Origin of the sequence: Salmonella sp. SG203, from assembly GCF_013350575.1 — a bacterium.
Classification (GTDB): Bacteria; Pseudomonadota; Gammaproteobacteria; order Enterobacterales; family Enterobacteriaceae; genus Salmonella; species Salmonella enterica.
The window spans coordinates 96,909-114,865 of sequence record NZ_SNMT01000004.1; the positions used below are offsets into that span (position 1 = coordinate 96,909).

Genomic DNA, 17,957 nt, shown 5'->3' on the forward strand with positions numbered 1-17,957 from the left:
TGCTTTTTCAGTAATATTCCAGGCCTGATAAGCGCAGCGCTATCAGGCCTTTCAAGTAAAAGCGAGTCACGCGCCTGAGGAGAATGTTATGGAAATAATCTGCCCTGTTTGCCATCACGCGCTGGAGCGCAATGGCGATACAGCCCATTGCGAGACATGCGCTAAGGATTTCTCGTTACAGGCACTTTGTCCTGACTGCCGCCAGCCGTTACAGGTTTTGAAAGCCTGCGGCGCAGTGGACTATTTTTGCCAGAACGGTCATGGTTTAATTTCAAAAAAACGGGTTAATTTCGTCATTTCCGATCAATAAAACCGCTGTCGACGTTGCGCCGCAGAGCAGAGACGCCGACGTCTTATCCGGCTAAGGGCAAAAGAGTTATTCGATACTCCCGTAATATCAGCATAGTATCCTGCCCGGCGGCTATTTTATTCTTTTTATTTATTCAACTATTTATAGGGAATATTATTCCCGAAAATAAATATTAAAAATAAATAACATCCTTCTTTTTATTTATTATATCAATATTATAAGTCTGTTTCATATTAAACTTTTCTTTTTAGGAATATATTTAGGCCTGTTAGTTATGATTCCCTATGAATCATCCATATAATATCGTCTCATAGCAGCGTGTTTATTTAACAACAGGGATATCATATGGTGCGAAGGATTCGCATTCTGGTTTTGCTATTAGTGTCTGGAGTATCAGTTGCGGCTTCCGGCGCAGGTAACTCTGTACCTGCAAACGATGAAAGCCACTCCTCCCTGCCTGATTTAGCCAGCGAATCCGCGAAAAAAGAAGAACAGGAAAATAAAGGAAAGTCCTTTAAAGAACAGGGCGCTGACTACTTTATTAATTCCGCCACCCAGGGCTTTGATAATCTCACCCCGGAAGCGCTGGAATCCCAGGCGCGTAGCTATTTGCAAAACCAAATCACTTCATCAGCACAGTCATATCTTGAAGGCGTAATGTCACCTTATGGCAAGATCCGTACCAGCCTCTCCGTAGGCGAAGGCGGCGATCTGGACGGCAGTTCGCTGGATTATTTCGTTCCCTGGTATGATAACGAAAAAACCTTACTTTTTAGCCAACTCTCAGCCCAACGTAAAGAAGACCGCACCATTGGTAACTTTGGGCTTGGCGTGCGCCAGAACGTCGGCAACTGGCTGCTTGGCGGCAACGCATTCTATGACTACGATTTTACGCGCGGTCACCGTCGACTAGGTCTGGGAACCGAAGCCTGGACGGATTACCTTAAATTCTCCGGCAACTATTACCATCCTCTTTCTGACTGGAAGGATTCCGAAGATTTCGACTTTTATGAAGAACGACCCGCGCGCGGTTGGGATATCCGCATGGAAAGCTGGCTGCCCTTTTATCCGCAGCTTGGCGCTAAATTAGTTTACGAACAGTACTACGGCGATGAAGTAGCGCTGTTTGGCACCGATAACCTACAAAAAGATCCTCATGCCGTTACCTTGGGGCTGGAATATACGCCGGTACCGCTGGTTACGGTTGGTTCGGATTACAAAGCCGGTACTGGCGATAATAACGATTTTAGCGTTAAAGCGACTGTGAACTACCAGATAGGAACGCCGCTGGCGGCGCAACTCGATCCGGAAAACGTTAAAATCCAGCACTCTTTAATGGGCAGCCGCACCGATTTTGTCGATCGTAACAATTTCATCATTCTCGAATACCGCGAGAAAGATCCGCTGGACGTCACGTTGTGGCTGAAGGCCGACGCCACCAACGAACACCCGGAATGCGTGATTGAAGATACGCCTGAGGCCGCGGTGGGGCTGGAGAAATGTAAGTGGACGGTCAACGCGCTGATTAACCATCATTACAAAATTATTTCTGCTTCCTGGCAGGCGAAAAACAACGCCGCCCGTACTCTGGTGATGCCGGTGGTAAAAGCAGATGCGCTGACCGAAGGCAACAATAACAGCTGGAATCTGGTGCTTCCTGCCTGGGTTAACGCCGATACCGAAGAGCAGCGCACCGCCCTGAACACCTGGAAAGTACGCATGACGCTGGAAGACGAAAAGGGCAATAAGCAGAACTCCGGTGTGGTGGAAATCACCGTCCAGCAGGATCGCAAAATTGAGCTGATCGTTGACAACATTGCCGATACCGATCGTAGCGATCACAGCCATGAAGCCAGCGCGCTGGCCGATGGCGAAGACGGCGTGGTGATGGATCTCCTGATCACCGACTCCTTTGGCGACTCCACGGATCGCAATGGTAACGAACTGGTGGACGATGCCATGACGCCCGTGTTGTACGACAGCAATGATAAAAAAGTCACCCTGGCCCAGACGCCCTGCACCACGGAAACCCCCTGCGTGTTTATTGCCAGCCGTGACAAAGAAGCGGGGACGGTGACGCTTTCCAGCACCCTGCCGGGCACTTTCCGCTGGAAGGCGAAAGAAGACGCCTATGGCGACAGTAACTACGTTGATGTCACTTTTATCGGCGACAACCTGAGCGCGCTGAATGCGGTGATTTATCAGGTAAAAGCTCCTAACCCCATCAATCTCATTGGCAAAGAAGATAAACATCCTACGGTTAATAACACCTACCGTTTCCTGCTGTGGCGCGACAAAAATAAAGACGGCGTATTCCAGATGTCCGAGCAGCTCACGGAAGAAGAGATGGCGTTGTACGACTACCAGTGGGAGTTTACCGGACAGAGTACAAACGGACATACCGGCGCGCTGGCCAACACCATAAATGAAGATCTTGTTCTGCCAGTAACCAATAAAGAGGCGGCGCAGAAGTTTGCCGCCAATGTGGAAGATGGCGTTCAGGGTTACGGCATACGCGTTACGTATAGTCAGAAATAGCGTCAGCGTTGTGGCTGACCAGCCAGCCGCTGAATTTTGAGAAAAAGGAGAGTCTGAATGCAAGCAACAGTAAAACGGCGGCTGACGAAGGTCGCTTTAGCATTAGTAGTTGCCGGGTATTGCGCCGCGCCGGCGGTGGCGGCAAACGGTAATCTGAAATCGGGGCAGTGGCAGATTGTCTCTGAACAGACGGGCACCATTCAGGGTACGGTGCCGTGGATTACCCGTGCGGCGGATAAGACCGCGGATACCGACAAAGATCACGTAACGGTAACTATCGATCGTGGTTCAAGGACCATTACGACCGACGGCGATAAGCAGTTCCACGTTGGCGATAAGGTCACGGTCAACTGGGCGATTGGCGATAAGGAAGGCGACCTGGATGTCGACAACGCCGCCACGAAACTGACGGTGCAGTGGATGAGATACAGCGACCAGAATGGTAGCAATCCCGAAGAGATTGGCACCAAAGGCAGCGATACCTATGAAATTCAGGCGGGTGACGCAGACCATTATATCGGTATCAAAATCACCCCAACCACCACCACCGGTGACCCTGCCGTGGCAACCGAACTGCTGTTGAAAGACCTGTCGACCGATGCGGGCGGTGGTGCGGATGGCGACGACATTCCGGAAGGTCCGGTGGTGGATGAAAACGTCCATGTTGTTATCTATGAGTCTGGCTCAACCACCAACCTGCTGGGTACCTCTACTCCGCTCAAAACCGACACCACCTATAAAGTGCTGCTGTGGAGCGATAAGAACAGCAACGGTACCTATGATACCGGTGAAGACGTTACCAGCCAGTATGACTACCGCTGGAAATTCGTCGGCACCAGCGCAATTGCACGTACTGGCACTGGCGGTATCGTCAACGAAAGCTGGAACGATAAAGACCTTGTCATCCCGCTTACCAACGCCGAAGCGAAAGAGGCGTTCGAGGGCGCGGAAGGCGGCGTTACCGTGGGTAGCGACGGTGTCCAGGGCTTTGCTTTGTCCATCGACTACAAACGCAAATAAGTTGTCCTCAACATACCACTCCCCGCGGGGAGTGGTATTTTCCGCGCACTTTGCTTAGCCGCGCGCTAAGCAAAGTGGGTTGAATTACGACAGAGAATGAAAACGGGTGGCTATCGCTCATGGACAGGAATCGGCAAGTGAATAAAGTTGTACATTTCTTACTGACATTACTGATCATGTTTGTAGCGTCGATCGCCCCTGCGCAGGCCTTACTGAAAGGCGGGACATGGCAAGAGTTGAACTCAGCCACTGCCGCAGTTAACGGCACCGTGCCCCGCGCCGACGGCGCGATTATTCCCGTGTATCAGGGAAGCATGCTGCTTGACCCGACCAAAACCTACGATGTTGCGTTCACCGCCATGCCGCGCGATTTTAGCGCGGATGCCACCTCAACCTCGATGCGTGCGGTCAATTCCACCGATACCGAAGGCGATCTCTTTAGCGATCCGCCGACCATTGCCTGGGAAAATCAACAGCCGCCGAGCGTGGGCCTGTTATGGGCCGATGCCGCCACGCCCGACACGCCGCTTTCGCCGCAGCCGACGCCTAACCAGACCTTTTGCGCCCAGAACCTGGCCGGACGGAAACTGGTTGTCTGGCCGCAGCCAGACGATGAAACGACCGTCCCCGCGCTGTGGCTCTATACTCACACCGGCGTGCCGAATAATGCGGCCATCCCGCTGCTCAGCCCGAAAGTGACTGTCAATATTGCCCAGGCAGTAGGCAATCCCGTGTCGGTCAGCGGCGATCATGTTGATGCCAGCTTTGAAGCCTCAAAAGTGAAAGTGGGAGAGAGCATCACCCTCACCGTCACGACCAGAGGGTGTGATGGCGAACTGGTGAAAAATGCGCCGTTTGTTATCCGCCGTGAGGATGCCAAAAACCGTCAGGGTGTGGTCAATAACACTAACCCGGTGCACGTTGGCGATACCGAGCTAACGACCGTGCAAACGGAGTATCGCGGCGTCACCGATGCCGAAGGTAAAGCCACAGTGGTGGTGACGCAGGATGAAGGTCCCGGCGTAAAAACGCATCTTATTGTCGCTTCGCAAAGTTATCCTACGCTGACGGACGGCGTGGACGTTATTTTCACCACCATCACCAGCCCCGACACCGCTCAGGCCAACATGTACGGCCACATGCTGGAGAGCGCCAGCGCCACGCTGAACGGCGCGACTTACACTTTCACTCGACCGAAGCTGGCGGTGGAGGCGGGCAACGCTGACAAAAGCGTCAACGATACTAACGAAACCTGGGCGCAGTTTACCTGGAGCGGCGCGGATAACCATTGCGACGTTCTGCCGGACGCCGAACAACTGGTGGAGCTAAGACATGCGCATAGTACGCTGGCAACGTACACCGGCTGGCCGGCGTCGGGCGATGCGGAATACTGGTCGTCAACCAAAGATCAGATGAGCAACTACCACGCTGCCGTGCATATGAACAGCGCGTCGGTCGTCAGGGCGCCCAACAGCGATACGCTGCTGGTTAGCTGTGTAGATAAGGCCCAGCCCGCGGCGCACCCGCAGATTACCCTCTCCCCGGAGGGGCCTTATAAAGCGCAGGTGGGGGAATCGATTGATCTGGTCATGACGGTAGTCGATAAAGACACGCAAAAACCGCTGCCTTACCGTTACATGGAGCTGTTTATCGACCCGGCGAAAAACCGCAAAGGGGAGCATCAGGACGCGTGGGATAACCAGCGGGTTACCATCAGCTCCGAAGATATGCGCGCCTCGTCGCCGGAACACTATACCGGCGTGACCGACGTCAACGGTCAGGCGCACCTGACGCTACAGCACGACAGCGGCATGGGGGTTGAGACGCCCATCCGCATCGTGATGCCGGACGATGAAGGCGGCAGCGTCGAGCTGCCCTTTAGCGTCATTTTCACCGTAATCACCAGCCCGGACGTGGACGGCGCCAACATGTGGGGCCATATGCGCGGCGTGGTGGATGCCGGCAACCTGTATAAGCGCCCGCTGCTGGCGGTGGAAGCCAGCCATAAAGACGGTCAGTTCAGCGAAAACAACGAAGAGTGGGCGACGTTTAACTCCGTGGCGTCGGCCACCGCGCAGTGCGGCGTCGGCCAGGTGCCGGATCAGTCATCGCTGGCGCATTTATACAGCGAGCACCCCAGCGGCAAGATGGAAAGCGAACACGGCTGGCCGACCGAAGACTACTTCATCGCTGCGGACAGCGACGCCTCCGGGACGGTACATGTCAACCTCGAAAATGGCGATAGCGGCAAATTTACCAATGCGCCGAACTACCTGACCTGCTCGGCCAATGAAATGGTGGCGGTGCTTGAAGTTTACTTCAACGACGATCCGATGACCAAAAACAGCGATGCGGTCGCCAAAGTGGGTGAACAGATCAAGCTGAATATTCATTCGGCCAACGCCCTCAACGGCATGGCGATTGCGAATACCGACTTCACCATCACCATGGCGAACGGCAAGCGGCGCGACGGGCAGTCGATCGGCTTTACCGATCCCAGCAACGGCGAGATGCAGTTTGACGGCGTGGGCTACATTGCCGGCCAGGTCTACCACGGGATCACCGACGCCAACGGCGATGCGACCATTATCCTCACCCAGAATAAGGGCGTGGGGCTGCTGACGCCGTTAAGCGTCGCGCCCGTCGATTCATTAATCAGCACGCCGGTTTCCCGCAGCGTCAAGTTTACCGTCGCCACCAGCCCGGACACGGTAAAAGCCAAAATGTGGGGCCACATGGCCGACACCATTGCCGTCGGCGACTGGACCTTTGAGCGGCCTAAGCTTGCGAGTGAAGTAAATAGCCCGCTGCGTACTCAGGAAGAGAGCAATGAAACCTGGACGCGCGTGGCCCATATCGACGCGGCGGGCAACCCGGATGCGGGCGGCTGCGCGGCGAACCGCCTGCCGCGTATCGACCAGCTTGAAGCGTTGTACAGCGCCAACAGCGGCGGCGCGATCAAAAGTATCCAGGGCTGGCCAACCTTAATTAACTACTGGTCGTCCACCTACCAGAGCGCCACCACCTGGAAACTGATCGCGCTGGCGAGCGGCAGTGAATTTCCGGGCAGCAACACCTCGGTTTACACCAGTTGCCTGGCCAGCGATAACCCGGTGCCAGCCGCCATCACCATTGAACCAGTCGATCCGTCGCAGTGGTACGACGGCAGCGGCGTCCATGCGCTGAAAGTGAAAAAGGGCGACACCCTACAGTTGAAGGTGACGGTGAAGGACGCCAGCGGCAAACCGGTGCCGGAAGCGCCGTTTGTGCTCACCCGCGGCGACGGCTACGATCGCAAAGGGGAAAAGTACACCGCCCTGGACGGCGCCGATTTGCAAAATATCGTGACGCCCGTGGTGATCGACGGCGAATCGCTGGCCTGGACCACCACCAAAATGGGGTCGCAGACCGGCCTTGACGGCACCCGCATCATCAGCGTCACCCGCCCGGACACCCACGGTACCCGCACGGCCATTACCGCCACGCTGTATGAAAATGCCGCCGTGAGCGCCAGCATCGACACCATCTTTACCGTTGTCACCAGCCCGGATGTCAGCGTCGCCCGCATGTGGGGGCATATGGCGCCGTCGCTGACGGCGGCGGATGGCGCGGTGTACAAGCGCCCGTCGCTCTACGATGAACTGGCCAGCAAGACCGGTGCTGTGGGGAATCAGGAAGAGAACGAACGCTGGGTAGTGTACTATGGGCCGAATACGATCAAAACCGTTAGCCCGGAAGCCTGCCCCAAAGGGTATTTTCCGTCCGTTGAGCAACTGGATTCGCTGTACAGCAAATACCCGAACGGAGCGATAAAAACCGCGCAGGGCTGGCCGATCACCCAATCTTACTGGAGCGGCACAAACGCCGGGACGCTCACCCCCGGAGCGCCACCCTATGACTATTACACGGTCGATCTGAATGATGATGCGCACCGGAAGGTCTCCAATATTAGTGATAGCGACAGGCAATACCAGATTTGCTCCGCGACGCCGCAGCCTCTGGCCGGGCGGATTACGCTCACTTCTACGCTGGCGACGGATAGCGATATCCAGGCGGTGAAGGTCAAAAACAGCGAATCGATTCCGCTGGTGATCACCACTACCGATGCAGCGGGCAACCCGGTGCCTTATACGCCATTTTCGCTCGTACGCGACGCCGGGACGGCGCGCAACACCAGCTATACCTTTACCGGCAACACCCGCATGATGCTGGTGCCGCCCACCGGTTCGGCGCAACAGTTCTTCTATGGTAGCGCCACTCTTTACAGTGCAACCGGAGCGGACGGCACGGCGACCTTCACGCTCACGCCGGAGCAGCAGGGCGTAGGGGTGGGGGCGAAAAACGTGGTAACCGCAGCCCTGAGCGATATGCCGACGGTAACCTCGACGCTGCCGGTGGTGTTCACCACCGTGACCAGCCCGGACAGCCCGCAGGCCAATATGTATGGCCATATGCCGGAAACCTTCACCGCCAGCAACGGCGCGGAGTTCGAGCGCCCGCGGCTGTATAGCGAAGTATCGTCGTCGTCAAGTGTGAAGAGTTATGTCGAGACAAATGAAAACTGGTCTATGGTGAATAATTTTAATACCGGTAATTATGGCGACTGTTCGATAAATCAGATGGCCACGTTGGATGATCTCAAGGCGCTGTACGGCGATCACCCCAGCGGCAAGGTCACGACCGACATAGGCTTACCCGTCAAGAAGAAATGGTGGGCGGGCGACAGCCTGCTGCAAGGTCAAGCTATTTACTGGCAATATATCGATCTCGGTACGGGCATAGATAACTCCGTGTTGGGAACGCCGGGTAATTACTATTACCAGCTCTGCCTGACCAAACCGCGCCAGATGAATATCGCGCTCTCTACGGACGCCTGGAACGCGGACAAATCGGCGGCCGTGGCGAAAAAAGGCGAAACGATCCCCATGACGGTGAAGGTGACGAACGCTGCCGGGCAGTCGGTTAGCAACGCGACGGTGAAAATCTCGCGCGGCGATGCGCTGACGCGTGCGGGGAGCGTGTACACCACCAACAACGCGGACGATATTACCTTAAGTAATATCCAGCCTTCCGGGACGGCGACGTACTTGCTGGGGTCGGTGGATAGCTATATGTATGCGCAAACGGACGCCCAGGGGCAAATAACGTTTAGCGTGTCGCAAAATAATACCATGGGTCTTAAAACGCCCATCCGCGTCACCGTCGCGGATGACATTACCGCAACGAGCAGTAAGGACGTGATATTTACCGTCCTTACCAGCCCGGACGCCGCCAGCGCCAACTACTGGGGGCATATGCCGGAAACCGTGGAAGGGCCGGACGGCCTCCGCTACCAGCGCCCGCATTTGCAGGCGGAAGCGCCGTCGGGCGTCAACTACCTCACTGTGAACGGTGAAAAATGGGCGGCGCCGACCGGCGTACAGACGTATACGGCAGGCCAGTCTGCGTGCGACTTTGAGTATATGCCGCTGATGAATGACTTAAAGGCGCTACAGCAACTGTATCCTGACGGCGCGCTGGAGGATCAATTCGGCTGGCCGGTGAAAACCGGCAAACTCTGGTGGTCTGCCGATCTGAATAGCTCGAAAGCACACCAGGCGATAAACCTGAAAACCGGTCAGATATCGGCGCCAACCTCCACCAGCCTGCAGGCCTGCCTGGTCAATGCGCGTAATGTCCCTGCCACCATTACGCTAACCTCGACGGCGATGGATGCGGCGAAAGGCGCGGCGGTGGCGAAAAAAGGCGAGGCTATTCCCTTGACGGTGACGGTGAAAAACCGCGCGGGCGTTCCCATAGCGAATGAACCGTTCACCCTGAAACGGGGCGATGCGAATGATCGCCTCGACATTAAATATACGTGGAATACTACAGCAGACGATTTGACGTTGCAGGAACTGACGCCGTCGCCGACAACGAAATCAATGACGGCTTCCGGCAATGTGTTTAGCGGCGTCACGGGGGCTGACGGGACGGCAACGTTTACGGTGAAACAGGACGGCAGTGTGGGGCTAAAAACCGAGCTGACGGCCAGCGCGCCGGGGGATATCACGCAATCAACCAACACCGTGCTGGGCGTGATCTTTACCGTGATTACCAGCCCGGACTCCAGTTACGCGGAGTTCTGGGGGCATATGCCGGATACGCTGACGGTTGATGGCGTGACGCTGCATCGCCCCTTGTTGATGAAAGAAGCGCCTGCTGGCGCGACGGATAGCCGGAAAGAAAATGGCGAAACCTGGGTTGAGGTTTATTCGAAAGCCGATGGCCTTACCTATGATATGAGCAAGAACTGTGGCGGGGTGGCCGGGTTCCCGGCAAAAGGCGTGCTGGAAAAAGTGCGCGATGAGCAGATAGCGGTCGCTAACGGATGGCCGACAACTTCGTTGTATTATGCCAGCAGTACGCCTGGGACGTATAATTATTGCCGGGTTTCGTTAGCGAAAGGGGGCGCAACACGTTGCCCGACCACCAGCAGCGATTACGATATAGTCTATGCCGCCTGTCTTGTACAGCCGTGATCGGGATGGTTGGGTTTCGGTAAATTGTCGTTGGTACCGGTAGTGAAACGTTTCGCATTTTTACCGCCGATGGAATGAATAGTCAGAAAGGGATGTATTCCAGGTGCTGCATTGAAACTGAAAACGAATACCCGTCTTTTATCCGGGCTACAGGCATGCCTGTTTTGTGTTACCGCTTTTTTTGCCCATGCGGCGCAAAGCAGCGCCCCATGGCAGGAGCCTGACGTCTCAACTGCCGCCATTAACGGCACGCCGCCGCTGGCTGACGGCGTGACGATACCGGTTTATCAGGGCAGCGTTCAGTTGCGATCTGATGCAGCGAATCCCGTCGATTATTCCGCGAAACCCAGCCAGTTCAGCACCAGTGATGTCGGCAGCGCGCTGACCTTAACCAATCCGCGCGATGCCGAAGGCGATATTTTCGCCGAGCCGCCGCTGGTCTGGCAGAGTGAACGGATACCCTCCGTCACGCTGGTATGGGCCGACGCCGCCACGCCGGAGACGCCGCTGTCTCCGCAGCCGTCGGCAAACCTGACGTTCTGTGAGCAAAATATGGCAGGCCGCCATCTGGTAGTCTGGTCGCAACTGGATACCTCAACCGCTATGCCGCCGCTGTGGTTGCTTACCCGCACCGGCGTGCCTTATAACACGGCGGTCGAAGTGCTTGATCAAAAGTTTGCCGTGGATATCGCGCCCGCCGTGGGTGACCCGGTAACCCTTACCGCCGATCATCTGGATGAGTCGCTTAACGCCGCGAAGGTGAAAGCGGGCGAAAGCATCACGCTGACGGTGAATACCAAAGGTTGTAACGGTGAGCCAGCGGGCAATATCGCGTTCGTGATTACCCGCGACGATGCGCAAAACCGCCAGGGCGTGGTGAACAATACCGCGCCGGTACGCGTCGGCAACACCGAACTCACCACCACCGCCACCGAATACCACGGCACGACCAACGCGGAAGGGGTGGCGACGGTGACCGTCACCCAGGCTAACGGGCCGGGCGTTAAAACCCCGCTGATGGCGCACCCGTCGGGCGCGCCTGCGCTGAAAGCCAGCGCGGATGTGATTTTTACCACCCTCACCAGCCCGGACAGCAGCAGCGCCAACATGTACGGCCATATGGCGGACAGTTCCACCGCCACGGTGGACGGCGCAAGCTACACCTTTGACCGCCCCAAACTGGCGGCGGAAACCGAGGGCGAAGACCGTACCGCCAGCATCAACAATGAAACCTGGGCGCAGTTCACCTGGGGCCATGCCGACACGCACTGCGATATTCTGCCGGATGCGCGCCAACTGGAAGGGTTAAAAATCGAGCGTGGCGATTTAGCCACCACTCTCGGCTGGCCGGTGGGGGTGACATCCGGTGACGAAGAGTACTGGTCCTCCTCACAGGGGGCGAGCGCAACTGACCACATCAGCATTGATATGCGCAGCCGCGCCCTTACGCAGATGCCGGACGCCACGCAATCGCTGGTGAGCTGTGTGGATAAAGCCTCGCCTGCGGTCACGCCGAAATTAGTGATTAGCACCGATAATTTTGATTCGACGGTCAACGCGGCGAAAGTGAAGGTGGGCGAAGAGATCAACATGAAGATCGCCGTCACCGACAGCGCCACCAATAAACCGCTGCCTTATCGCTACTTTAATGTCTACCTGGGCGACGAGCAAAATCGCCAGAATCAGAAGAACGCCGATCTTGATGCCGCGCATCAGTGGACGGATGAACCGGTAGTTATCGCCAATCTGGACGGCGGCGACGGTCACTATCACGGCATCACCGATGCAAATGGCCAGTTTTCGCTGGCGCTGACCCAGGACAAGGGCGCTGGCGTATTAACCCCGGTGCGCGTGGTGCTGTTCGACGGCACGGAAGCGACGCAGAACGTGATTTTTACCGTCGTCACCAGCCCGGACGTGACGCAGGCGCGTATGTGGGGCCATATGCAGGGCGTGGTGGAAGCGGGCAATATCTACAAACGCCCGCTGCTGGCGGAAGAGGCCGCGCAGGATACCGGTTCCGAATTTGAGAATAACGAATACTGGGCCACGTTTAACTCCGTGACGGCGGCGACAAACCAGTGCGGCGCAGGCCAGGTGCCGGGACAACTGCTGCTGGATACGCTGTATGAAGCCCATTCCGGCAATACGATGGAAACGACTTACGGCTGGCCGACACAGAAACATAGCTATATTGCGGCGGATACCGATGGTTCCACCACTGCGCACGTTAACCTGGCGACCGGCGCGGACAGCCTGTTCAGCGGCGCTGAACCGAACTATCTCTCCTGCTCCGGTAACGAGTTGGTGACCAGCCTGGACGTGTACTTTGATGGCAACGAGTCGTTACGTAATGCGGTAGCCAAAGTGGGCGAAAAAATTACGATGAACGTCCACTCCGTCAATGCGCTGAACGGGCTAAGCGTGCCCAACGCCAGCTTTACCGTCACCATGTCGCACGGTAAAAATCGCGCCAACGCCACCACGGGCTTTACCGATCCCAGCGACGGAGCGCTGGTGATGGGCGGAACGTCTTTCGGCTCTTCCCAGGCGTCGATGACGTACCAGGGCATGACCGATGCCGAGGGCAACGCCACGCTGGTCATTGAACAGCCGCAGGGCGTGGGCTTACTGACGCCGCTGACCGTACTGCCGGTTAACTCGCTGATCACCACCCCCGTTAACCGCAGCGTGAAGTTTACCGTTCCCACCAGCCCCGACACGCCGGAGGCGCAAATGTGGGGCCATATGTCCGACGCTATCACGGTGGGCGATATGACCTTTGAGCGGCCGAAGCTGGCGGCGGAGGTTGCCGCGACCCGCACCCAAACCGAGGCCAACGAGAGCTGGGCGCGCGTTACCCATGCCGATGCGGTAGGCAATACGGCGGCGGGCGGCTGCGCCGCTAACCGATTGCCGCGCGCTGATCAACTGGAGGCGCTTTACGCCGCTAACCGCGACGGGGCTATCAACAGCACGCACGGCTGGCCGGTACTGATTAATTACTGGACCTCCACCTGGCAAAGCGCCACCACGTGGAAACTGATAGCGCTTTCTAACGGTAGCGAATTTCCGGGCGGCGCTGGCGCATCCGATTACGTCAGTTGCCTTGCCAGCGATAACCCGACGGCAGCCTCCATCACCATTGAGCCGGTGAATACGTCATTGTGGTATGACGAGAACAGCGAGCACGCGGTGAAGGTGAAGAAGGGCGACACGCTCCAACTTAAGATCACGGTAAAAGACGCCAGCGGCAACCCGGTGCCGCAAGCGCCGTTCGTGCTCAGCCGCGGCGACGGCTACACCCGTCAGGGGGAAAAACATATCGCCGGCAGCGGCGACGGCATCGTCTCGGCGGTAGTGATTGACGGCGATTCGCTCAACGACACCGCCACCAAAATCGGCGGCATGACCGGTGAAAACGGCAGCAAAATCATCAACGTCACCCGCCCGGATGCCCACGGGACGAAAGTCGCGATTGCGGCGGCGCTGTACGATAACGCCAGCGCGACGGCCAGCATCGACACTATTTTTACCGTGGTCACCAGCCCTAATAGCGACAAAGCCAAAATGTGGGGCCATATGCCGGAAACGACCACGGCGGCCAACGGCGTGGTGTTTAAGCGCCCGCTATTATCGGCTGAAATCGCCAGCGGCTTTACCCACGGCGACAATACGGAAAACAACGAAACCTGGGGAACCGTGGATTTTGAGGCGGCGAACGACGCCTGTGGCGCGGGATACGTACCGACACTTGCCGATCTGCAATCGCTGTACGACGCCAGGCCCGGCGGCGCCATGAATACGCAGCAGGGCTGGCCGCTGGATGGTAAAAACTACCAGAACAGCACCGCTGATTTGAGCAGGAGTACGGAAAACCGCTACGTTAAGTCGATTGATCTGCGCGATGGCGGTATTAGCTCGCTGGCGTGGAGTGAACAACTCTATTTCGTCTGCCTGCAAAACGCCCATCCGGCGGCGACGCAGATAACGCTCACTTCGCCTTTGTATAACGACAGCGACGGATTTGCCAAAGCGAAAGTCGGCGAGACCATCCCGGTCATCATCACCACGCGGGACGCCCAGGGCAACCTGGCCGCCGACACGCCGGTTATCTTTACGCGCGGCGACAGCGTCGGGCGCGCGAATCAGGAAGTGAATAGCGCGTCGGCGGCGGAGATACAGATAAACCACAGCGACGGGCGTAGCAGCGGCGTTAAATATTACACCGCCACCGGCGCTGACGGCACGCTGACGCTGAATATCAGCCAGGACAGCGGCGCGGGCTTTAAAACGCCGCTGACGGCGGTGATAGAGCACAACGGCGTAACGAGCGCGCCGCTACCGGTCATTTTTACCGTCGTCACCAGCCCGGACACGCCGAAAGCCAACTACTGGGGCCATATGGCGGAAACGCTGACCGACAGCAGCGGCGTGGTGTACAAGCGCCCGTTGCTGGCCAGCGAGTTCAGCGTCACGCCCGGCAAATCGCTGACCATCGCCAACGGTTACTACGACAAAGGCGAAACCTGGGGCATGATAACCGTCGATAAAGCCTGGAACGGCGCCGGCGGCTGCGGGCGCAATTATCTGCCCACCGTCAGCAACCTCCAGACGCTGTACAGTACCTGGCCTGATAACGCCATGCGCAGCCGTAACGGCTGGCCGATGACCAGTTCTGGCAACAACAATGTCAGCCGCTACTGGTGGGCGGGGGATTACGTGATGTCGTCAGACGGCGCGCAGTCGCTCTACGCGGCGGTCAACCTGTTTAACGACGGCAATGATGTCAAAACGACGACCAGCACCACGACGTACTATATGCAGACCTGCCTTACCTCGCCACGCAGCGCCGCCGCCAGCCTGACGCTGACGCTGGCAGGCCAGGATGCAGCCACCGGGATCGCAAAAGCGAAAAAGGGCGAGCAGATGGCCGCCACCGTCACGGTGAAAGACGCCGCAGGTCAGCCGATGAAAAACGTGATGGTGAAAATCAGCCGGGGATCTTCGTACAACCGCGTCAACAGCGCCACATCGTCCTCAAGCGCTGCAGACGATATTACGCTGCGTAATGTGATGCCGTCCGGCCCGGCGACATACCTGCTGGATACCTCCGCGAAATATCTGTATGCGCAAACCGATGCCCAGGGACAGGTGACATTTACCCTTGCGCAGGACAGTACCGCAGGTTTAAAGACCACCATCAGCGCCGCCACGATGGACGGCAGCAACCTGACAGACAGCAAAGACGCTATCTTTACTGTTATCACCAGCCCGGATAGCGACAAGGCCTCATACTGGGGCCATATGCCGGAAACCTTTACCAACAGTAAGGGCGTTGAGTTTGCGCGGCCGCTGCTGCGCGCCGAGCTTTCTTCAACGACGGATACCACGTCCTTCCTGTCAAATAATGAGATCTGGTACACCTGGAACCGCTATCCAAACCTGTATCAGGACTCCGCCAGCCCGTGCGATCGGCTGGGATTGCCGACGCTGGATGATTTAAAAACGTTGTATAACGACTATCCGAATGGTGGACTAACGGCCGCCTTTGGGTTGCCTGTAGACGCGGGGAAATACTGGGGAGCAGGGGATTCGAAAGTCAACGATACGCACTCGACGAATAATTTCCAGTATATCAGGCTAAATAACGGCGTTACGCAGGTCACAAATACGAATACCTCAACGGCGCAGCTCTGTCTGGCGAAGCGCAGGGTGTTGGCGATAGCGCTGACCTCCAGCGCCATGAATGCCGAAAAATCCGCCGCGCTGGCGAAAAAAGGGGATAAAATCCCGCTGACGGTGACCGTCACGGACGGCGCCGGCACGCCGCAGCCCAACGTGCCCATTCGGCTGGGGCGAGGAAACTATTCGCAAAACCGGGCTGGCGGTAGTGACAGCACCAACAACAGCGACATGCTGTTAACGCCGATTGCGCCGCCAGCGGATGCTAAAGTATTTGCCTACCATTATTCCGGGGAGCAGCTCTGGTACTGGTACGGAACTACGGATGAGAGCGGCAGGGTGCAGTTTGAGCTGACGCAGGATAATACCCCCGGCCTGAAAACAGCGCTGCAGGCGATGCTGTCCGACAATCCGCCGACCGTCAGCAATATGGATGTTATTTTTACCGTCATTACCAGCCCGGACAGCGATAAAGCCAAAATGTGGGGCCATATGCCGGAAACGGCGGTCAACAGCGCGGGGGTGAAATTCCACCGCCCGCTGCTGGCGGCGGAGATGACGTCGAATAGCGGCACCTACTATCACAATAACGAAACCTGGCCTCTGGTGACTATCGCGAACACCCAAAAAGCGGGCGCGACCGCCTGTGATGCGGCATATCAGCCGCTGTTTAATGACCTGCAAACGCTGTATAGCGACCATCCAGACAGCGCTCTCAATACGGCATTCGGCTGGCCGGTAGCGGCGGGTAAAAGCTGGCTGGCGGTGGACCAGGAGCCTGGAACCGGGTATTACCAGTATCTGCGGCTGGATACCGGCGCCAAAGGCCACACCAGTTCCACGAGCGTGTCTGGCGCGCAGGTGTGTCTGGTCGAGCCGCATACGTCTACTCCTGCCAGTATTACGCTGACCTCGACGGCGATGGACAGCGCGAAAAACGCGGCGGTAGTGGAGAAGGGAAGCGCGATGCCGTTAACGGTGACGGTAAAAGATAGCAGCGGTAACCCGGTCGCCAACGTCGGTTTTACTTTGTCACGTGGCGATTCGAAAAATCGGGCAGGTACGGTGGTAACGGATGGCGATGTGGCAGCGGATGCCGGAGCAGATGATCTCATGCTTAAAGAGCTGACTCCCGCAAGCGCCAGCCGAAGTATGACCACCACCGGGATTGTCTTTACCGGCACTACCGGCAGCGACGGTACGGCAACGTTTACGCTTAATCAGGATAAAAGTCTGGGGTTAAAAACGCCACTCACGGTGAAACTGACGGACAATACGGCTCTTCACGCCTCACTGGATGTGATTTTTATGGTACTTACCAGCCCGGATACGGATAAAGCGTTGTTCTGGGGAAATATGTCGGATACGGCATCCGTCAACGGAAAAACGCTGCATCGTCCGTGGCTGCAGGCTGAGCTACCGTCAGGCGTGACGCCAGTATTTACCAACGGAGTTCATGCAAATAACGAGTACTGGGCGATGACGCATACGGTGGACAACACGAAATGGGATATTGCCAAACAGTGCGGTAGCCTGAGCAAAGCACCGGATAATAACGACCTGTTGACGCTGTATCATTCAATTAGCTCGTTAGGCTGGCCGACGCTGGGCTATCCCTATTTATCTAAATCAACCTCGGGCGGCGGCATGTATTGCGGCGTGGATGAGAATACCAAGCAGCAAAACTGCGCCATTCAGCCGGCAAGTACAGCAGGTTATGCGACGTGCGTGGAGTAACGTATTAAGCGTCTGGCACGAAAATTAATTTGTTTTTCATGTTCAATTGAGCTTCATGAAAAAGTGAACGGAGCATTCATTGAAAAGTATATGTTCTGCTAATTGGAGTCATCACCGTTTGCCGCTGGTGTGTAGATGCGCCGTTT

The 17,957-nt window shown here is 56.8% G+C and carries 5 protein-coding genes and 1 pseudogene; all 6 read left to right on the forward strand.

The window, feature by feature from the left end:
* Positions 1–88 precede the first annotated feature (88 nt).
* Entirely contained in the window at positions 89–310 is a 222-nt protein-coding gene (locus tag HV477_RS08355; protein WP_000402503.1) for a zinc ribbon domain-containing protein, read from the forward strand.
* Between the two features lie 345 nt (positions 311–655).
* Complete coding sequence (sinH, locus tag HV477_RS08360; RefSeq protein WP_023233502.1) at positions 656–2,848, forward strand: intimin-like inverse autotransporter SinH; 2,193 nt, start codon at positions 656–658, stop codon at positions 2,846–2,848.
* A 57-nt stretch (positions 2,849–2,905) separates the two neighbouring features.
* Positions 2,906–3,868, forward strand: coding sequence for a SinI family autotransporter-associated protein (locus HV477_RS08365; RefSeq protein WP_079899140.1), 963 nt, complete (start codon positions 2,906–2,908; stop codon positions 3,866–3,868).
* Between the two features lie 137 nt (positions 3,869–4,005).
* The gene (locus HV477_RS08370) at positions 4,006–10,389 is read left to right on the forward strand and encodes an adhesion domain-containing protein (protein ID WP_372907324.1); all 6,384 of its coding nucleotides are present in this window, start codon (positions 4,006–4,008) and stop codon (positions 10,387–10,389) included.
* A 111-nt stretch (positions 10,390–10,500) separates the two neighbouring features.
* Entirely contained in the window at positions 10,501–17,811 is a 7,311-nt protein-coding gene (gene ratB, locus HV477_RS08375; protein ID WP_079899138.1) for a DUF823/DUF824 repeat adhesin RatB, read from the forward strand.
* Positions 17,812–17,913, forward strand: a pseudogene (locus tag HV477_RS08380) (IS1 family transposase); the annotation flags it as partial.
* Between the last annotated feature and the right edge of the window lie 44 nt (positions 17,914–17,957).